The sequence below is a fragment of the Paenibacillus sp. FSL R7-0331 genome, assembly GCF_000758645.1.
In the GTDB taxonomy this organism is placed as follows: domain Bacteria; phylum Bacillota; class Bacilli; order Paenibacillales; family Paenibacillaceae; genus Paenibacillus_AQ; species Paenibacillus_AQ camerounensis.
In genome coordinates this window covers 5,028,519-5,044,190 of sequence record NZ_CP009284.1, presented here as the reverse complement: position 1 = coordinate 5,044,190, position 15,672 = coordinate 5,028,519, and the positions used below count along the sequence as shown (strand labels likewise).

The following is a 15,672-nucleotide window of genomic DNA, read 5'->3' as shown; positions in this document are numbered from 1 at the left end:
AGGGGCTCTGGGGTCCGTTAGCCTGCAAAAACGGACTGAAAGCAGAAATAAGGGCTGCCCGGTCCGTTACATACAGGAAATGAGCAACCGGTACGCGTTAACCTGCGTAGATCAGGATAATTACGGCAACGGAACCCTGCAGCGCAGCAAAAAAGAGTCATAGGACTGGCACCGGCACTTAATCACATCCGGCGGAGAAGAGCGGTAAAGGAGAAGGCAGGCCCCTGACAACAAACTGACTTTATGAACGGCTCCCCTCTTTTTAGGAAGGAGGGAGCCGTTTTTTTCTGACGGAGCCTGTAACTATTGTAACTGCTGGCAGCAGATTATAAGTGCAGGATAGAAGGGATAGAGCTGTACATAATCGTACCTGAAGGGATGTCTTCAACATGGAAAAGAATAACGAGTGCATGTATTGTATGGAGGATGAACGCCGCGATAATCTGATGCTTGAGGTGGCACAGCTTGCGGTATCGACGGTATTCCTGTTCAAGGAGCAGACGCATAAGGGCAGATGCAATGTCGTATACAAGGATCATGTAAAAGAGCTGTTCCAGCTGTCTCCGGAGGAATTGGCGGCCTTTATGGGTGATGTGCAAAAGGCGGCTGCCGCGATCGACCAGGCCTTTGGGCCGGACAAGCTCAACTACGGGGCTTACGGGGATAAGCTGCACCACCTGCATATGCATATTGTACCTAAGTATGAAGGCGGGAAGGACTGGGGTTCAACCTTTGAGATGAATCCGGGGCAGACATATTTACCAGATGAGGAGTATGCGGAACGGATCGCGCTGCTGCAAAAGTTTCTGTAGAATGCCTGCATAACAAAAACAGCGTCTACCGGTTAAGCTCCGGTATACGCTGTTTTTTGTGACTTATCAGGCGCTGATGGGATTGCGGACGATTTTGACCTCGTGATAAGAAATGGCGTTGGACAGGATATATTCCGGTGTCTGGCGGTGGGAATGGGACTCACGGAAAGCATCGCTGCGGGTCCACCCCTGAAAGGCTTCTTTAGACTCCCAGCGTGTACTGATGGTCACCTCATCATACTCAGCCGGCTTTTCATTCAGCAGCACCTCAAGGCCCAGGAAGCCTTCCATTTCCTCAACCTTGCCTACTTTGTCGAAACGGTTAATCAGCAGCGAAGATTGGCCTTTGGCAATTTGTGAAGTGTTATTAACGATAATCATAGTTCATTCCTCCAAGTGGTTAATAGATTGGTCTGAAGCGGAATAATGACGGGGTAGTTCTCAACATAAGTTACTGAAGCATCAAGGGCATATACCTTCTGTAAAAAAGCGGTGTCCAGCAGCTGCCGCGGATTTCCGGCCGCCGCAAGCGTACCTTGTCTTAGGGCAATCATATGATGGCTGAAAGCGGCGGCCTGCGGGAGATCATGCAGCACCATTACAATGGTCATACCGGTTTCGCGGTTAATTGACGCCAGCATGCCGAGCAGATCAAACTGGTGGGTGATATCCAGAAAGGTTGTCGGTTCGTCGAGCAGCAGAATATCGGTATTTTGGGCCAGCGTCATCGCGATTCTGGCTCTTTGCTGTTCACCTCCGGATAAAGTATGAAACATGCGGTCCGCATAAACGGCAGTGCCGGTAAGCTCCAGCGCCCGGTCAATCCACGTGTCATCCTCAGTACTGGCCCTGTGCTTCCAGGGACTCTGGTAGGGAGAGCGGCCGTAAGCCGCCAGCTCCCGTACGGTCAGATTCTCCGGCACCTGCTTCGACTGCGGCAGCATGGCAAGAAGCTTCGCGAGCTTGCGGCGCGGAATACTGCGCAGCTCTCCGCCGTCAATCAGAACCTTGCCCGATTCGGGGACGCTAAGCCCGGAAAGAAGCCGGAGCAGCGTGGATTTGCCGGAGCCGTTAGGACCTACTATCGTTGTTATCTGTCCCCGCGGAACCTTAAGCTCTATGTTGTTCAGCCTGAATCCACCATGCTGATAATGGAGCCCGCGGCATTCAAGAGCCGGAACCTCAGGATCATTACCGTAGGTCATCCGGTCAGCCTCCTTCTGCGCAGCAGGTAGAGGAAGAAGGGGGCGCCGACACCGGCCAGCAGAATCCCTGCAGGCAGCTCCACCGGATCGAACCACGTACGGGCAGCTGTGTCTGTGAAGACGACCAGCGCTCCGCCGCCGAGCATGGATACCGGGAGCAGGAACCGGTAATCCCCGCCGATCAGGAGCCGGACAGCATGAGGGACAACAAGGCCGACGAAGCCGACTAAGCCGGCGACACTGACAGCTGTTCCTGCGAGCAGCGCGGCCAGCAGAATGATCAGGAAGCGGGACACTTCGGCCCGCAGCCCGAGCAGCCGCGCGGGATCATCGCCAAGCAGCAGCAGGTTCGCCGGCTTGATGGCCAGCAGGGACAGGGCGAGACCAACCAGCGCATACGGGGCAGCAAAGCCGAGATGATGCCAGCTGCGTCCGCTGAGTCCGCCGGACAGCCATGGGAGCACGGCCTGGACACGGTCGCTAAAGACGACCATGAAGCCGTTCATGACTGCGCCGATCAGGGCATTTATCGCCACGCCCGCCAGCACGATCTTGACGGGGGAGGCTCCGTTATCCCAGGCCAGCAGGTAGATCAGTGCTGCGGCGATGAAGGAGCCGGCAAAAGCCGAGGCAGGCAGCAGATAGCTGTACTGCGGCAGCACCACCATCGTAATGACAGCGGCCAGCCCTCCGCCGGCAGAGACGCCGATGATGCCCGGATCGGCCAGGGGATTGGACATGACTCCCTGCAGCAGGGCGCCGGAGACGGCAAGACAGGCGCCGACCAGCAGACCGAGCAGCACTCTGGGCAGCCGGAGATCCATAATGATCAGTCCGGACGTTTCCGGACGGCTGCCGAGCAGGATCGACCAGACCTCACCGGGAGAGATGGAGACAGAACCATAAGTCAATCCGTAGAGACAGGCCAGAAGAAGCAGTACCGGGGCAAGGATCAAAGCCAGTGTTCTACGGGTATTGCGCTGCTGCTTGTTCATTGCTGCACCGTTTCTGCAAACAGCGAGACCATCAGCTGCAGCGCTTCGGTCACCCGTGTTCCGGGATTTGTGCCGAACAGATCGGAAGGCAATACATGAACGTGGTTATGTACAACTGCATCGATGGAATTCCAGGCTGCATTCTGCTGCATTTCCTGCTCGAAGCCCTTTTGGACCGCCTCGCCGCTGCCGTGGGTCATAATCAGAATGATCTGCGGATTAGCCTCCATAATCCGTTCCGTACTGAGCGTGGCATATTGCGGGTAGCTCTGCAAAACAGGGAAACCGGCGGCAATATTAGCACCGCCTGCAAGCTCCAGGATGTTCCCGCCAAGCGAATTCGGCAGCGCCGCCATATAGGTTCCGGGAGCGCCGTAAACCAGCAGTACCCTCGGCTTCTCCACATTGGGGATGACAGCAGCTGCCTGTATCCCCGCTTCAATCTCCGCACTCAGCTTCTGTGCTTCAGGCACTTTATCCAGCATCTCGCCGAAGAGCAGAATCTGCTTCGTTATGTCCTCTACCGAGTTGGCCTCGGTCAGTACCATTTTGGCGCCGATGCTCTCAATAGCCGGGACATCCTTGGCATTGATCTGAGCATTGCCAAGCACGGCATCAGCTTTAAGGTATGCAATCTTCTCGAGATCTACTTCGTGGGCAGATCCGACCTGCATTACCTCTCCGGTCCCCTGGACCGGCTCTGCTCCGACAGATGCGGGCTTGCCTGCCAAGGTTCCGCCCAGAGCGGTAATAATGTCGGCCTCCCCGTTCCCGAGTGCTACAATATGCTGCGGAACAGCAGGAAAGCTGACCTGCCTTCCGGCAAAATCAGTTAAGCTCACTGCAGGCTCTGCTGCATCCGCACTAGCAGCCTCTGTCCCTGCAGCTGATCCGCAGGCAGTAAGCAGAAGGGGACACAACGCCAGAAGGAGGAGAGACCTGTACCATTTATGAATCATGGTTAACCTCCTGTGTGAATGAATGTGCGGAAGACTTCGCAATTTGAATGATAATGACTCTCATTATCATTGTCAAACAAAATTCACAATTATGCCAGGATTGCGGACAAAATCCGTTGATAAACGGGGCTGCATGTAAAGAATATCGCTGAAATATTAGGTTTGATCAGGCAAGGAATATGGAGGAGGTAGAAAATAAATAAGCTAAAAAGGATTGACAAACTATAAAATAGCACTTTATTATCAGTTCAGCAGCCACTATCTATTTGTTACCGGCAGGGCACAAGTAGAGTAAGCTAATGTTGGAGCCAAAAAAGAAGCAGAGTTGCTTTTTTTTTTGCGGAGATATTAATAATGATTATCAATGATAAAATTCTGATAATCAGCAGAATTTAGAAAGGAGGCAAAGGGGTTACCGTGTCTATTTCCAGAAGATTAGGGCTGGCAGTTATCCTTCTGCTTACATTTGCAGGTATACTCCAGCCTGACCTAATTGCTTCCGCTGCTCCGGCTGACGGAACCTACAGTGTTGAGTATGTAGTTAAGAAGGCCGAGGATGAATCCGTTTCCATGGCCAATGATTACTTTGAGAAGCCGGCGAAGGTAACCATATCGGGAGGAACAGCCGTTATCCGGCTGCAGTTAAACCACAGCGAGTGGATTACTGAATTTCAGGTGCCGGGCGGCGGTGCAAAGGTCATCAGCAGCGACAAGGCAGCCGATACACGAATCGTGGAATTTGAAGTGAACAATGTGGACGAACCGGTGATTGCCAAAATCCATGTCACGGTACCGTCCATTGAATACGATCATGATTACACGATCCGTTTTGTGTTTGAAGCCGGGCAAGTTGCACAGCAGGCTGTGCCTGCCGCAACAAGCAAACCTGCAGCAAGCAAGCCCGCAGCAACGAGTCAACCTGCCGCAACAAGCAAGCCGGCGGTGACGGCGACAAGTAAGCCCGCGGCTTCGGCGGCGGCAAACAAGCCAGCTGTCACAGCTGCAGCGACAAGCAAGCCAGCGGCTTCAGCCGCAGCAGAGACGGGCAAGCCTGCGGCCACGAATGACCCGAAGGTCACTGCTGGGGAGCAAGATGCCCCGCAAGCCGCAGCAACGGCTGCAGCAGCGGAGGCAACGGCTGTACCTGCAGCAACAGCGGGAGCGGCGGCTGCTCCGGCAGCCTCAGCAGCGGCCGAGCCTGCAGCTACACAAGCAGCGGCAACGGATGAGCCAGCTGCAGCAGCAGTTACAGCAGCAGAGCCAACCGTCGTGCCGTCAGCCGGACCGGCAGATGCCGGTGAAACAGCGGCTGACGAGCTTCAGCAGCAGGAGGCACCTCCGGCCTCCAATACAATACTGCTGGGCGGCGGAGTAGTATTACTTGCAGCAGCAGCCGGTTACACCATTTTCAGAGCCAGAAAAAATAAACCAAAAGGGGAATGATCCAGTTGAATAAAACGAAATTCGGTTTACTGTTCAGAATGTTGGCGGTTGTATTGTTCATAAGCTCAGTGCTTCAGCCGCTGGGTTCAGCATCAGCTGAAAGCGTGAAGTATAAGGACGGGGTATACGAGCTCCCGTATTCCATTCTGAAGGATGGCACAAGCGATAATTCCGTAATGGAAACGTATGTAGTTAAACCGGCCAAGCTGGAAGTTAAGGACGGCAAAAACTATGTGTCGTTCACGGTTAAACAGAGCAAAGAGATCACCGGGCTGAAGCTGACAACAGCAGACGGCGTTCTTTCAGAAGGCAATATTTCCAGCAATAATACGGATAACAACGAAAGAACTGTACAGTTTGAGCTGGGGGATTTGACTGCTGTGAGTGACGGCTGGGTCAAAATCGAATGGCCGGAGCTCTTTTATAACAATGAATATAATGTTGATTTCAAGTTCGACACCAGCCTGATTCCGGCAGCTCCTGTACTGCCTGCAGAGCCTGTACTGAGCGACGGTAACTATACGATTGAGTATTCCGTACTGCATGCAACGCAGGATAAGGATTCCTCGATGAAAAGCTATTTTGGAACACCGGCTACCCTTACGGTAAAGGACGGACAGAAGAGCGTATCGCTCAATGTCATCAAAGACAGCTCGACCATCAAGGAGGTTACAATTGACGGACAGACTGCTTCGACTGTAAGCGAGAATGCAGAAGATAACACGCGTGTTATCTCCTTCCCTGTAGAAAAGCTGCAGCCTGTGCTGACCGGAACAGTACATATTGTTACTGAGGTGAACATGGGCGGGACACCGACGACCTATGATATGACGCACTCTGTACGTTATAAATTCAATGCTGATTCAATCCAGGCGGTTCAGCCGGAGTTACCTGCAGAGCCGGTGCTGAGCGACGGCAAATATACGATTGAGTATTCCGTATTGCATGCAACGCAGGATAAGGATTCTTCGATGAAAAGCTATTTTGGAACGCCTGCTACCCTTACGGTGAAGGACGGACAGAAGAGCGTCTCGCTCAATGTCATTAAAGACAGCTCCACCATCAAGGAAGTAACCGTTGACGGACAGACGGCTTCGACAGTAAGCGAGAATACAGAGGCCAACACGCGTGTTATTTCATTCCCTGTAGAAAAGCTGCAGCCTGTGCTGAACGGAACCGTGCACATCGTGACCGTAGTGAACATGGGAGGTACGCCTACGACCTATGACATGACGCATTCCGTACGCTACAAATTTAATGCGGATTCCATTACTGCAGTAAAAGATGAAACACCGCCGGTAGTTACACCTGATCCGACACCAACGCCTACTCCGACGCCGGGAACGGGTACAGATACCGGAGGCGGTACAGCACCAACGCCTGCTACTCTGGCAGACGGCTTCTACAGCATTGATTATACGATCCTGAAAGACGGGTCAAGTGAGCCTTCCATGATGGACACGTACACTCTGCATCCGGGGACACTGATTGTGTCCGGCGGCCAGAAATATCTGGCGATTACGCTGAAGCAAAGCAAAGAAATCACAGGCTTCACCGTAGATCAGGGAGCAGTTTCGGTTATAGCTTCCAATGCAGCTGCAAATACCCGTACCGTCCGTTTCCCGGTCAGCGGTACAGGAGCCAAGCTGAATGCCTGGGTCAAAATCGTGTGGCCTGAATTCAACTACGACAGCAGCTATGATGTTGATATCCTGGTTGGCAGCACCGTTGGCGGACAAGTCAGCGATCCTGCCGGTACCATTGACGCAGGAACGCCAGCAGCATCGGCAACACCAGCACCTTCTGCTTCAGCTACGCCTGCACCAACACAGGCTCCTGCAGCCGGTAATACCGGAACAGCTAACGGCGGGAATACTACTGCTGTTACCCTTACAGATTTGAACGGCCACTGGGCACAGGCAGCGATTGAAAAAGCTGTCCATGCCGGACTGGTTAACGGGTATGACGATAACAGCTTCCGTCCGAATAACCCGGTCAGCCGTGCGGAGTTCGCAGTACTGATCAGCCGTGCATTGAAGCTTAGCGGAGCAGGGGAAGGAACTGTATTCAGCGACCAGAGCAGCATTCCGGCCTGGGCAAGTGAAGGTGTCGCCCAGATCGCCGCTATGCAGATTATCGGCGGGTATGAGGATGGCAGCTTCCGCCCAAGCCGCCAGATCAACCGCGCAGAGCTGGCCGTGATCGTAGCCCGTGCCAAGGGCTTGACGATTGATCCGGCCGCAGTGCCAACCTTCAGTGATCTGGCTGACATTCCGGCCTGGGCCCGCCCGTATGTGGCGGCAGCCGAGCAGGCCGGATTGGTCAGCGGTAAAGGCGGCAACCGTTATGCAGCAGGCGATTATGCCACACGGGCAGAAGCTGTATCCCTGCTTGTGAAGCTGCTGGAGCAATAATACATTCCGGCATATAACCACATGACCAGCGAAGGATGCCGGATATCCGGTGTCCTTCGCAGTTTTGCTGTGAGAGGGGAGTTAATATTTCAGTGAGAAGAAAAATGTTAAGCTGCCTTGCGGCTGCCTGCTGGGTAATGCTGCTGGCAGGCTGTGCCGGGAACAGTGTAAATACAGACAGTGCTGCGCAGCAGACGGCCCCTGCGGCTACAGCAGAAGCACGGCAGGAAGGTGCAGAGGAGGCGGAACCGGCGGCCACCGCTGCTCCGCGCATCGTAGCGACCACGGTTGCTGCGACTGAAATCATGAATCTGCTGGACCTTGACCTGACAGGCATTCCGGCCAGTGCCAAGGTACTGCCGGAGCGCTATGCGGATGTGGAGAAGGTAGGCAGTCCGATGAGCCCGGATCTGGAGAAGGTAAAGTCACTGCAGCCGAGCGAGGTACTGTCGGTAACCACCCTGAAGTATGAATTGGAGCCCCTGTTCAAAAATGCCGGAATCAATGCCTTATTCCTTGACTTGACCAGCCTTAATAAGCTTGAGGAGTCTATAGCACTGCTGGGGGAGAAATATGACCGCAAGGAACAGGCGGACCGGGGAGTTGCCCGTTACACAGATAAAATTGCCGAAGTAGAGGCGGCGACTGCCGGTAAACCTGCACCCAAGGTGCTGATTCTGCTCGGGGTTCCCGGCAGCTATCTGGTTGCTACAGAGCATTCGTATATCGGTGACCTGGTGCGTATAGCCGGAGGTGTGAACATTGTGCAAGGGGAAGAGGTGGAATACCTGGCTTCTAATACGGAGTATCTGCAGCAGGGCAATCCGGATGTGATTCTGCGTGCGGCGCACGGGATGCCGGAGGAAGTGATCAAGATGTTTAACGAGGATTTCGTGAAAAATGATATCTGGAAGCATTTCAATGCAGTCAAAAACAGCCGCGTCTACGATTTGCCTGAAGAACTGTTCGGTACCACGGCGAACCTTGCTGCTGACCAGGCGCTGGATGATCTGCTGCCGATGCTGTATCCGGAGCTTACACCGTAGAGCGGGAGCAGAACTTTTTCAACAACAGGGGATGAGGAAATGAAAAAAATAATTTGGAGCTTTGCTGCTGTCCTGATCCTGCTGCTGGCTACTATGATCTGGTCTGTCCTTAGCGGCAGCCTTCAGGTTACTCTGCCCGAGCTGGTGAAGGGCTTATGGACAGGCACGAATGAAAATGTAGCGATTATCCGCGATCTGCGTCTGCCGCGGGTCATTATTGCCTTATTTTGCGGAGCGGCGCTGGCTGTCTCGGGTGTGCTCCTGCAATCAGTTATGCGCAGTCCGCTGGCCGATGCCGGGGTAATCGGGATCTCCTCAGGGGCGGGCTTTATTTCGCTGACGATGGTGACGATCTTTCCGGCGATGTTCTTCTGGATGCCGCTGTTCGCTTTTCTGGGCGGAGCAGTTGCCTGCCTGCTGGTCTTTTCGCTGTCATGGAAATCCGGGCTGCAGCCGCTGCGGCTGATTCTGGTTGGTATTGCGGTTAATGCTACTTTTACCGGGCTTGGACAATCCTTTAACTACCGGGGCAGCTATGCAGTAACGATGGTCAATATGGCGACAACGTCGATTTTTAACCTGAAAACCTGGCAGGATGTACAAATTATTGTGCTGTACGGCACGATCGGCCTGGTTCTGGCGCTGCTGATCAGCCCCTGGTGCAACGTGCTGGTGCTGCAGGATAAAACCGCCCGCAACCTCGGGATGAATGTCAGCCGTGTGCGGATACTCGTGTCGGCAGTAGCGGTTCTGCTTGCGGCGACGGCGACGGCGATCGGCGGCCTGATTGCTTTTGTCGGCCTGCTGGTTCCGCACATTGCCCGGCAGCTGGTCGGCTCCGATCATAAGGTGCTGATTCCGTTCACGGCGCTGGCCGGTGCCCTGCTCATCCTGCTGGCCGACACACTCGGGCGGACGGTGCTGGCCCCGGTCGAAATCCCGGCCTCCATCATAATGACGGTAATCGGCGGACCGTTCCTGATATTCCTGCTGCGCAAAGGAGAGATGAACCATGGAGATTAAAGGCCTTTCCTTCTCCTACCGGCGGGGCAAAAGCCTGCTTACCGGGCTGAATCTGGACATTCCAATGGGCCGGACTACTGCAATTATCGGACCCAACGGCAGCGGAAAGTCAACGCTGCTCGGCGTGCTCGCGGCCAATTACAAGCCGGATGCCGGCTCGGTTATTTTGGGCGGCAGGACGCTGGCTGAATACCGGCCGCGCGAGATTGCCCGCAAGCTTGCGGTGGTGCATCAGCAGAATACGGCGCCGGATGATCTGACGGTGGAGAAGCTGGCCGCCTTCGGCCGTCTTCCGCACCGTTCGCTGCTGTCGCCGGAGCGCGAAGCGGACCGGGAAGCAGTAGAATGGGCCTTGTCCTGCACGGACATGCAGGATAAGCGGAAGAAGCCGCTGGCCGAGCTGTCCGGCGGCGAACGCCAGCGGGTATGGCTGGCGCTGGCGCTGGCCCAGCGGACGCCGGTGCTTTTTCTGGATGAGCCGACAACCTACCTGGACATCTACTACCAGTATGAAATGCTCGAGCTGATCCGCCGGCTGGGCAAGGAGCACGGGCTGACTGTGGTCATGGTACTGCATGACATGAACCAGGCAGTCCATTACAGCGATCATCTGATCGCAATGAAGGCCGGACAGGCAGTGCTGCAGGGAGCCCCGGAGGAAGTGATAACCGCAGAATCAGTTAAAGCGGTGTACGGGGTGGATGTCGTTGTGAAAAACGACCCTGATACAGGGATGTACATCGTACCGGTCAGAAGAGGCTATAAAGGACCCCGTTAAACCGGGGCAGAGCAGATCATAACGATCAGATTAACGTCTTCGGATTCTTCCGCCGGCACAATTATCTGTGTCAAGCCGCCTGAAGTGCTTCCAAGCAGGAGCGTCTTATCATTCATACTGGAGGAAAGCTGTCATTGCCTGCGTACGCAGGGCATTGGCGGCTTTTTTATCAGCTTGTTTTATAGAAAACCGCTTTATGGCGCTTACCTTAATCAGACTAAATGGAATTTCTCCACCTAATTATTCTTTAAACAACGGTAATTAAAGATTATTAGGAAAAACTCCACTTAATTTTGCTGAAATACTCTATAGAGGGACTTCAGGGCTGGTTTAGGTGGAGATTTTCCAATTAATGATAGAAGAAGTGTACAAAAAGATGGAATGTGGTGGAGAAAATCCAACTATATCAATTGAAATTGAAAGTCTGAATGTTCACCAGACCGGCTGAATTGGTTCTTTTGCGGAGAGTACCAGAAGGAGCTGCTATCTAGACAGGCATAGTATTTATTCTTAGTTAATGACTTGGAATAGTGTGAAATTAATCATATCACCTTATGTCAGCTTCGGGATAAAATCACCCTAGTAAACCGATCACATTGGTTGTTAATTAGTTGTCAGATTGAGGGCTTTATTTTGGCGGACGGAAGGTTGTGCAGATGAATTTAGACTGGGAGTTTATCATGGAAAGTCTGCCCTTGTACGGGGATGCCATGTGGCTGACGGTGAAGCTGGCGTTAATCGCGATTGCGCTGTCGCTCGTGCTCGGGCTTGTGTTTAGTCTGGTGCTATTTTATAAGGTTAAAGGGCTTAGAAGCATTATTCTGGCTTACATCGAATTGTCGAGAAACACCCCGCTGCTGGTGCAGCTGTTCTTCCTGTATTACGGCTTGCCGAAGGTGGGTATTCACATGAGCGAGTTCCAGTGTGCGGTGGTCGGGATGACTTTTCTCGGAGGCAGCTACATGACAGAAGCGTTTAGAAGCGGAATTGAGGCGGTCGGCCGGACTCAGCTGGAATCGGGTCTCAGCATCGGACTAAGCAAGGTGCAGCTGGCAAGGTACGTCATTCTTCCGCAGGCGCTGTCCATCAGCATTCCTTCTTTGGGCGCGAACGCGATTTTTCTGCTGAAGGAGACGTCCATTGTCGGGGCGATCGCCCTGATGGATCTGATGAATGTCGCCAAGGATCTGATCGGCATGCATTACAAAACCGCGGAGTCCCTGCTGCTGCTGGTGCTGGCCTATCTGATTCTGGTGCTGCCATTGTCGCTCCTGCTCAGCTGGGTGGAAAGGAAGGTGCGGCATGCCGAATTCGGGAATTGAGGTGCTGTTCGAGGGCTCGAACTTCGAGCGGCTGCTCGGGGGACTGCTGGTTACGATTGAAATTTCTTTTGTTTCTATTGTTATAGGGACTGTGCTGGGGGTACTGATGGGCCTGCTGCGGACGGTGAATTCCCGGCCTTTGCGGCTTGTTCTGCGGCTGTATCTGGAAGCCTTCCGGATTATTCCGATTCTGGTCTGGCTGTACGTGGTGCATTTCAGCTTCTCGCCTATGCTGCATATTGACATCAGCGGAGAGGCGACAGCTATTCTGGTCTTCAGTCTCTGGGGGGCGGCGGAGATCGGTGATATCGTGCGCGGCGCGCTGGAATCGATGCCGAAGCATCAGGTGGAGTCGGGGCAGGCGCTGGGCTTAAGCAGAGGTCAGCTGTACCGGCACATTCTGATCCCGCAGGCGGTGCGGCGGATGCTGCCGGGCTCGATCAATCTGGCTACCCGGATGGTGAAGACAACGTCTCTGGTTGTGTTGATCGGAGTGATTGAGGTGGTGAAGATCGGACAGCAGATTATTGAGCTGGGTGTGATCAAAGCGCCGAATGCCTCGTTCTGGGTGTACGGGTTCATCTTTATCCTGTATTTCCTTGTCTGTTACCCGCTGTCCAGACTATCCAGGAGATTCGAGCATAAATGGCAAAATTAGCGGAGGAAGGAAACTCAGATATGACGAAGACAGGTGAGCTGCTGCTGGAGGTACAGGGTGTCCATAAGACATTCGGTGACCGTCAGGTGCTGAAAGGAATTGATCTGCAGGTGGAGCGCGGGGAGGTCATTGTCATTCTCGGGCCTTCCGGCTGCGGCAAAAGCACCTTACTGCGCTGTCTGAACGGACTTGAGCCGGTGCAGGGCGGACATATTGTGTACCGCGGCCAGGATCTGGCCGGAGGGGATGTCAATTGGCGCGAGCTGCGCCAGCATATCGGGATGGTATTTCAGAATTATGAGCTGTTTCCCCATATGACGGTGATGGAGAATATTCTGCTCGGCCCGCTGAAGGTGCAGCGGAGAGAGCGTACGGAAGCGCAGCAGCAGGCGCAGGAGCTGCTGGAGCGGGTCGGCCTGGCCGACCGGGCGGGCGATTATCCCCGGCAGCTGTCGGGGGGGCAGAAGCAGCGGATCGCGATTGTGCGGGCGTTGTGCATGAATCCGGATATTATTTTATTCGATGAGGTGACGGCTTCGCTTGATCCCGAGATGGTGCGCGAGGTGCTTGACGTCATCCAGGGCCTGGCTAAGCAGGGTATGACGATGATTATTGTGACGCATGAAATGGGATTCGCCAAATCGGTTGGCGACCGTATCGTCTTTATGGATCAAGGCACCGTATGTGAGGTTGCTCCGCCGGAGCAGTTCTTCACCAGTCCTGCGACAGAACGTGCACAGCACTTTCTTAATATTTTTGAGTACAACAAACTATAGAAACAGGGGATGAGAGAGATGGGTAAAGGCAAAAAGTTAATAACGGGTATTATTGCGGCAAGTATGCTGCTGGTAGGACTGACTGCTTGCGGTAATTCGGATAACAACGCCGGATCAAATTCGTCTTCTTCTAAATTTGATTCGATTGAACAGCTGAAGAAGAACGATAAGATCCGGATCGGGGTATTTGCCGACAAGCCGCCGTTTGGCTATGTGGACTCCGAAGGGAAGAATCAGGGCTTTGACGTCTATATTGCCAAAAGATTTGCCAAGGATCTGCTCGGCGATGAATCGAAGGCTGAATTTATCCTGGTGGATGCGGCCAGCCGTGTAGCCTACCTTGAATCCAATAAAGTGGACATCATTATGGCTAACTTTACGGTTACGGATGAGCGGAAGGAAAAGGTCGATTTTGCCAGCCCGTACATGAAGCTGTCCTTCGGGATTGTCTCCCCGGACAGTGCGCCGGTTACCTCCATCGACCAGCTGAAGGAGAAAGGCCAGAGGCTGATCGTTGCCAAGGGGACTACGGCTGAAACCTACTTCACCAAAGAATATCCGGACATTGAGCTGCTGAAATTCGACCAGTATACCGAGATTTTCTCCGCACTTAAGGACGGCCGCGGTGCCGCGATTGCCAATGACAACACTGAGCTGATCGCCTGGGCCAAGTCCAACCCCGGCTTCACCGTAAGCATCCCGGCCTTCGGCGGCCAGGACACCATTGCCCCGGCAGTAGCCAAAGGCAACACCGAGCTGCTGAACTGGATCAACACCGAGCTGGAGACGCTGGGCAAGGAAAAGTTCATCCATGAGGCTTATAATGCAACCCTGAATGAGGTTTACGGAGAAGGCTATACCGATGAGCTGGTGGTTGAGGGCGGTAAGATCGAGTAGTTATAAGTTGTAAAAGAATACAGGAGCCAAATGAAGCTGCGCCGTGCGGATAATCCGCATGGGGCAGCTTTTTGTAATAGGCGGGGGCGCGGAAATAACGGTAAAAGTCCCGTTGTTGGGCCGGAAAGTAGGCGTGGACGCGGAAATAACGGTAAAAGTCCCGTTGTTGGGCCGGAAAGTAGGCGGGGACGCGAAAATAACGGTAAAAGTCCCGTTATTGGGCCGGAAAGTAGGCGTGGACGCGGAAATAACGGTAAAAGTCCCGTTATTGGGCCGGAAAGTAGGCGTGAACGCGGAAATAACGGTAAAAGTCCCGTTATTGGGCCGGAAAGTAGGCGGGGGCGCGAGAACAGGTCTGAGGGGGCCTGCGTGTTGCCCCCTCAGAGTTAGTTTGTTCTTAAAATCGCCTATGAGCCGGCGCCGGCGATCCCCCGGATATACTCGATAAAATCCCGGATATGCCGCGCATAGATCGGCTCGTCCCGGTAGACGAGGCAAATGTGCCGGCGGTTGACGTAGCCGTCTCCCGGCAGGGGGCGCCGGATCAGCTCGCCGGCTGCAGTTTCCTTAAGGATGCTGCGCAGCGGCAGCACTCCGATACCGGAGTTGAATTTCAGCGTCTCCTTGATCGTCTCGATCGCTCCCAGCTCCATGACGGACTGGAACTGGACGCCTGCATAAGCTGCCCACTCCTCAGCCAGCTGCCGGGAGGTAGAGCCCTGCTCATGGAGCAGAAAGGTCTCGCCCTGCAGCTGCTCCGCAGTTAGCGGCTCAGCTTTACTAAGCAGATGGCCGGGCTTCATTACCAGCTGCAGCTCATCCTCAATAAGCGGCAGAACCTGCAGGCCCTTCAGCGGTTCGTCCGGCAGGGAGATGACCGCTGCATCAATCTCGTGATGCCTTAACAGTGAAAGTACGGTTTCGGCTTTTTTTACCGTCAAGAGCAGGTCTGTATCAGGATGCCGGTGCTTGTAATCCGCTAAGAAAGGAGGCAGATAATAAGTGGCCGGTGTATAGCTCGCACCAAGCTTCAGTCTGCTGTGTGTATGCAGAGCCCTTATCCGCATGCGTTCAGCAGCTTCCTCCATCAGCGAAACAACGCGCCGTGCATACGGCAGCAGTTCCTCCGCCGCCTCCGTGCGGATCAGCTTCCGCGATTGCTTGCGGAACAGCGGGGTGCCGAGGCTCTCCTCCAGCTTACGCAGATGAAAGCTGACGGTCGGCTGGGTCAGCTCCAGCGTCTCTGCTGCCTCCTGCAATGTCTCCCTGCGCATAACCTCTACGAATACTTTTAATTGCTGTACATTCAATGCCTTCACGCTCCCTCTATATTTGAAATATAGA

15 protein-coding genes are annotated in these 15,672 nt (G+C 54.0%); 10 read left to right on the top strand and 5 right to left on the bottom strand.

Annotated features, from left to right (window positions below; all coding sequences use genetic code 11):
- Window positions 1-389: 389 nt before the first annotated feature.
- Window positions 390-812 carry an HIT family protein gene (locus R70331_RS21785; RefSeq protein WP_042179037.1) on the top strand — a complete coding sequence of 141 codons (423 nt, stop codon included), beginning with the start codon at window positions 390-392 and terminating at the stop codon, window positions 810-812.
- A gap of 66 nt (window positions 813-878) precedes the next feature.
- Here the strand turns inward: R70331_RS21785 and isdG are convergent, their stop codons facing one another.
- The 4 genes from isdG to R70331_RS21765 are packed head-to-tail and all read right to left on the bottom strand — an operon-like array spanning window position 879 to window position 3,971.
- Complete coding sequence (gene isdG, locus R70331_RS21780; RefSeq protein WP_042179034.1) at window positions 879-1,193, bottom strand: heme oxygenase; 315 nt, start codon at window positions 1,191-1,193, stop codon at window positions 879-881.
- On the bottom strand, window positions 1,190-2,017 hold the full coding sequence (locus tag R70331_RS21775) for an ABC transporter ATP-binding protein (RefSeq protein WP_042179032.1): 828 nt from the start codon (window positions 2,015-2,017) through the stop codon (window positions 1,190-1,192). Before R70331_RS21775 ends, isdG begins: the two co-directional genes overlap by 4 nt.
- Window positions 2,014-3,012 carry a FecCD family ABC transporter permease gene (locus R70331_RS21770; protein WP_042179030.1) on the bottom strand — a complete coding sequence of 333 codons (999 nt, stop codon included), beginning with the start codon at window positions 3,010-3,012 and terminating at the stop codon, window positions 2,014-2,016. Before R70331_RS21770 ends, R70331_RS21775 begins: the two co-directional genes overlap by 4 nt.
- The gene (locus tag R70331_RS21765; protein WP_052419157.1) at window positions 3,009-3,971 is read right to left on the bottom strand and encodes an ABC transporter substrate-binding protein; all 963 of its coding nucleotides are present in this window, start codon (window positions 3,969-3,971) and stop codon (window positions 3,009-3,011) included. The genes R70331_RS21770 and R70331_RS21765 overlap by 4 nt, the downstream gene beginning before the upstream one ends.
- A gap of 417 nt (window positions 3,972-4,388) precedes the next feature.
- On the opposite strand from R70331_RS21765, the gene isdC reads away from it, so the two are divergent.
- The 9 genes from isdC to R70331_RS21720 all read left to right on the top strand — a co-directional run bounded on the left by isdC (window position 4,389) and on the right by R70331_RS21720 (window position 14,328).
- Window positions 4,389-5,414, top strand: a complete 1,026-nt coding sequence (gene isdC / locus R70331_RS30645; RefSeq protein ID WP_052419156.1) for a heme uptake protein IsdC — start codon at window positions 4,389-4,391, stop codon at window positions 5,412-5,414.
- Between the two features lie 5 nt (window positions 5,415-5,419).
- On the top strand, window positions 5,420-7,828 hold the full coding sequence (locus R70331_RS21755; protein ID WP_042179027.1) for an NEAT domain-containing protein: 2,409 nt from the start codon (window positions 5,420-5,422) through the stop codon (window positions 7,826-7,828).
- A 104-nt stretch (window positions 7,829-7,932) separates the two neighbouring features.
- On the top strand, window positions 7,933-8,874 hold the full coding sequence (isdE, locus tag R70331_RS21750) for a heme ABC transporter substrate-binding protein IsdE (protein ID WP_042179025.1): 942 nt from the start codon (window positions 7,933-7,935) through the stop codon (window positions 8,872-8,874).
- Between the two features lie 39 nt (window positions 8,875-8,913).
- A complete protein-coding gene (locus R70331_RS21745; RefSeq protein WP_042179022.1) occupies window positions 8,914-9,897 on the top strand; it encodes a FecCD family ABC transporter permease in 984 nt (327 codons plus the stop codon).
- Window positions 9,887-10,675, top strand: a complete 789-nt coding sequence (locus R70331_RS21740) for an ABC transporter ATP-binding protein (protein ID WP_042179020.1) — start codon at window positions 9,887-9,889, stop codon at window positions 10,673-10,675. The genes R70331_RS21745 and R70331_RS21740 overlap by 11 nt, the downstream gene beginning before the upstream one ends.
- Window positions 10,676-11,331: 656 nt before the next feature.
- Complete coding sequence (locus tag R70331_RS21735; protein WP_042179018.1) at window positions 11,332-11,997, top strand: amino acid ABC transporter permease; 666 nt, start codon at window positions 11,332-11,334, stop codon at window positions 11,995-11,997.
- A complete protein-coding gene (locus R70331_RS21730; protein WP_039875592.1) occupies window positions 11,978-12,655 on the top strand; it encodes an amino acid ABC transporter permease in 678 nt (225 codons plus the stop codon). The genes R70331_RS21735 and R70331_RS21730 overlap by 20 nt, the downstream gene beginning before the upstream one ends.
- On the top strand, window positions 12,643-13,431 hold the full coding sequence (locus tag R70331_RS21725) for an amino acid ABC transporter ATP-binding protein (protein ID WP_442950557.1): 789 nt from the start codon (window positions 12,643-12,645) through the stop codon (window positions 13,429-13,431). Before R70331_RS21730 ends, R70331_RS21725 begins: the two co-directional genes overlap by 13 nt.
- Window positions 13,432-13,449: 18 nt before the next feature.
- Window positions 13,450-14,328 (top strand): cysteine ABC transporter substrate-binding protein, encoded by an 879-nt coding sequence (locus R70331_RS21720; protein WP_042179015.1) that lies wholly within the window; start codon window positions 13,450-13,452, stop codon window positions 14,326-14,328.
- 407 nt (window positions 14,329-14,735) lie between these two features.
- On the opposite strand, the gene R70331_RS21715 is transcribed toward R70331_RS21720, so the two are convergent.
- The gene (locus R70331_RS21715) at window positions 14,736-15,638 is read right to left on the bottom strand and encodes a LysR family transcriptional regulator (RefSeq protein ID WP_042179012.1); all 903 of its coding nucleotides are present in this window, start codon (window positions 15,636-15,638) and stop codon (window positions 14,736-14,738) included.
- Window positions 15,639-15,672 lie beyond the last annotated feature (34 nt).

Bases quoted from the DNA above. Each gene is read 5' to 3' on its own strand.
- isdG (WP_042179034.1), bottom strand. From the start codon at position 1,193: ATGATTATCGTTAATAACACTTCACAAATTGCCAAAGGCCAATCTTCG.
- R70331_RS21730 (WP_039875592.1), top strand. From the start codon at position 11,978: ATGCCGAATTCGGGAATTGAGGTGCTGTTCGAGGGCTCGAACTTCGAG.
- R70331_RS21775 (WP_042179032.1), bottom strand. From the start codon at position 2,017: ATGACCTACGGTAATGATCCTGAGGTTCCGGCTCTTGAATGCCGCGGG.
- R70331_RS21745 (WP_042179022.1), top strand. From the start codon at position 8,914: ATGAAAAAAATAATTTGGAGCTTTGCTGCTGTCCTGATCCTGCTGCTG.
- R70331_RS21785 (WP_042179037.1), top strand. From the start codon at position 390: ATGGAAAAGAATAACGAGTGCATGTATTGTATGGAGGATGAACGCCGC.
- R70331_RS21740 (WP_042179020.1), top strand. From the start codon at position 9,887: ATGGAGATTAAAGGCCTTTCCTTCTCCTACCGGCGGGGCAAAAGCCTG.
- R70331_RS21770 (WP_042179030.1), bottom strand. From the start codon at position 3,012: ATGAACAAGCAGCAGCGCAATACCCGTAGAACACTGGCTTTGATCCTT.
- isdE (WP_042179025.1), top strand. From the start codon at position 7,933: ATGTTAAGCTGCCTTGCGGCTGCCTGCTGGGTAATGCTGCTGGCAGGC.
- R70331_RS21765 (WP_052419157.1), bottom strand. From the start codon at position 3,971: ATGATTCATAAATGGTACAGGTCTCTCCTCCTTCTGGCGTTGTGTCCC.
- R70331_RS21725 (WP_442950557.1), top strand. From the start codon at position 12,643: ATGGCAAAATTAGCGGAGGAAGGAAACTCAGATATGACGAAGACAGGT.
- R70331_RS21735 (WP_042179018.1), top strand. From the start codon at position 11,332: ATGAATTTAGACTGGGAGTTTATCATGGAAAGTCTGCCCTTGTACGGG.
- R70331_RS21720 (WP_042179015.1), top strand. From the start codon at position 13,450: ATGGGTAAAGGCAAAAAGTTAATAACGGGTATTATTGCGGCAAGTATG.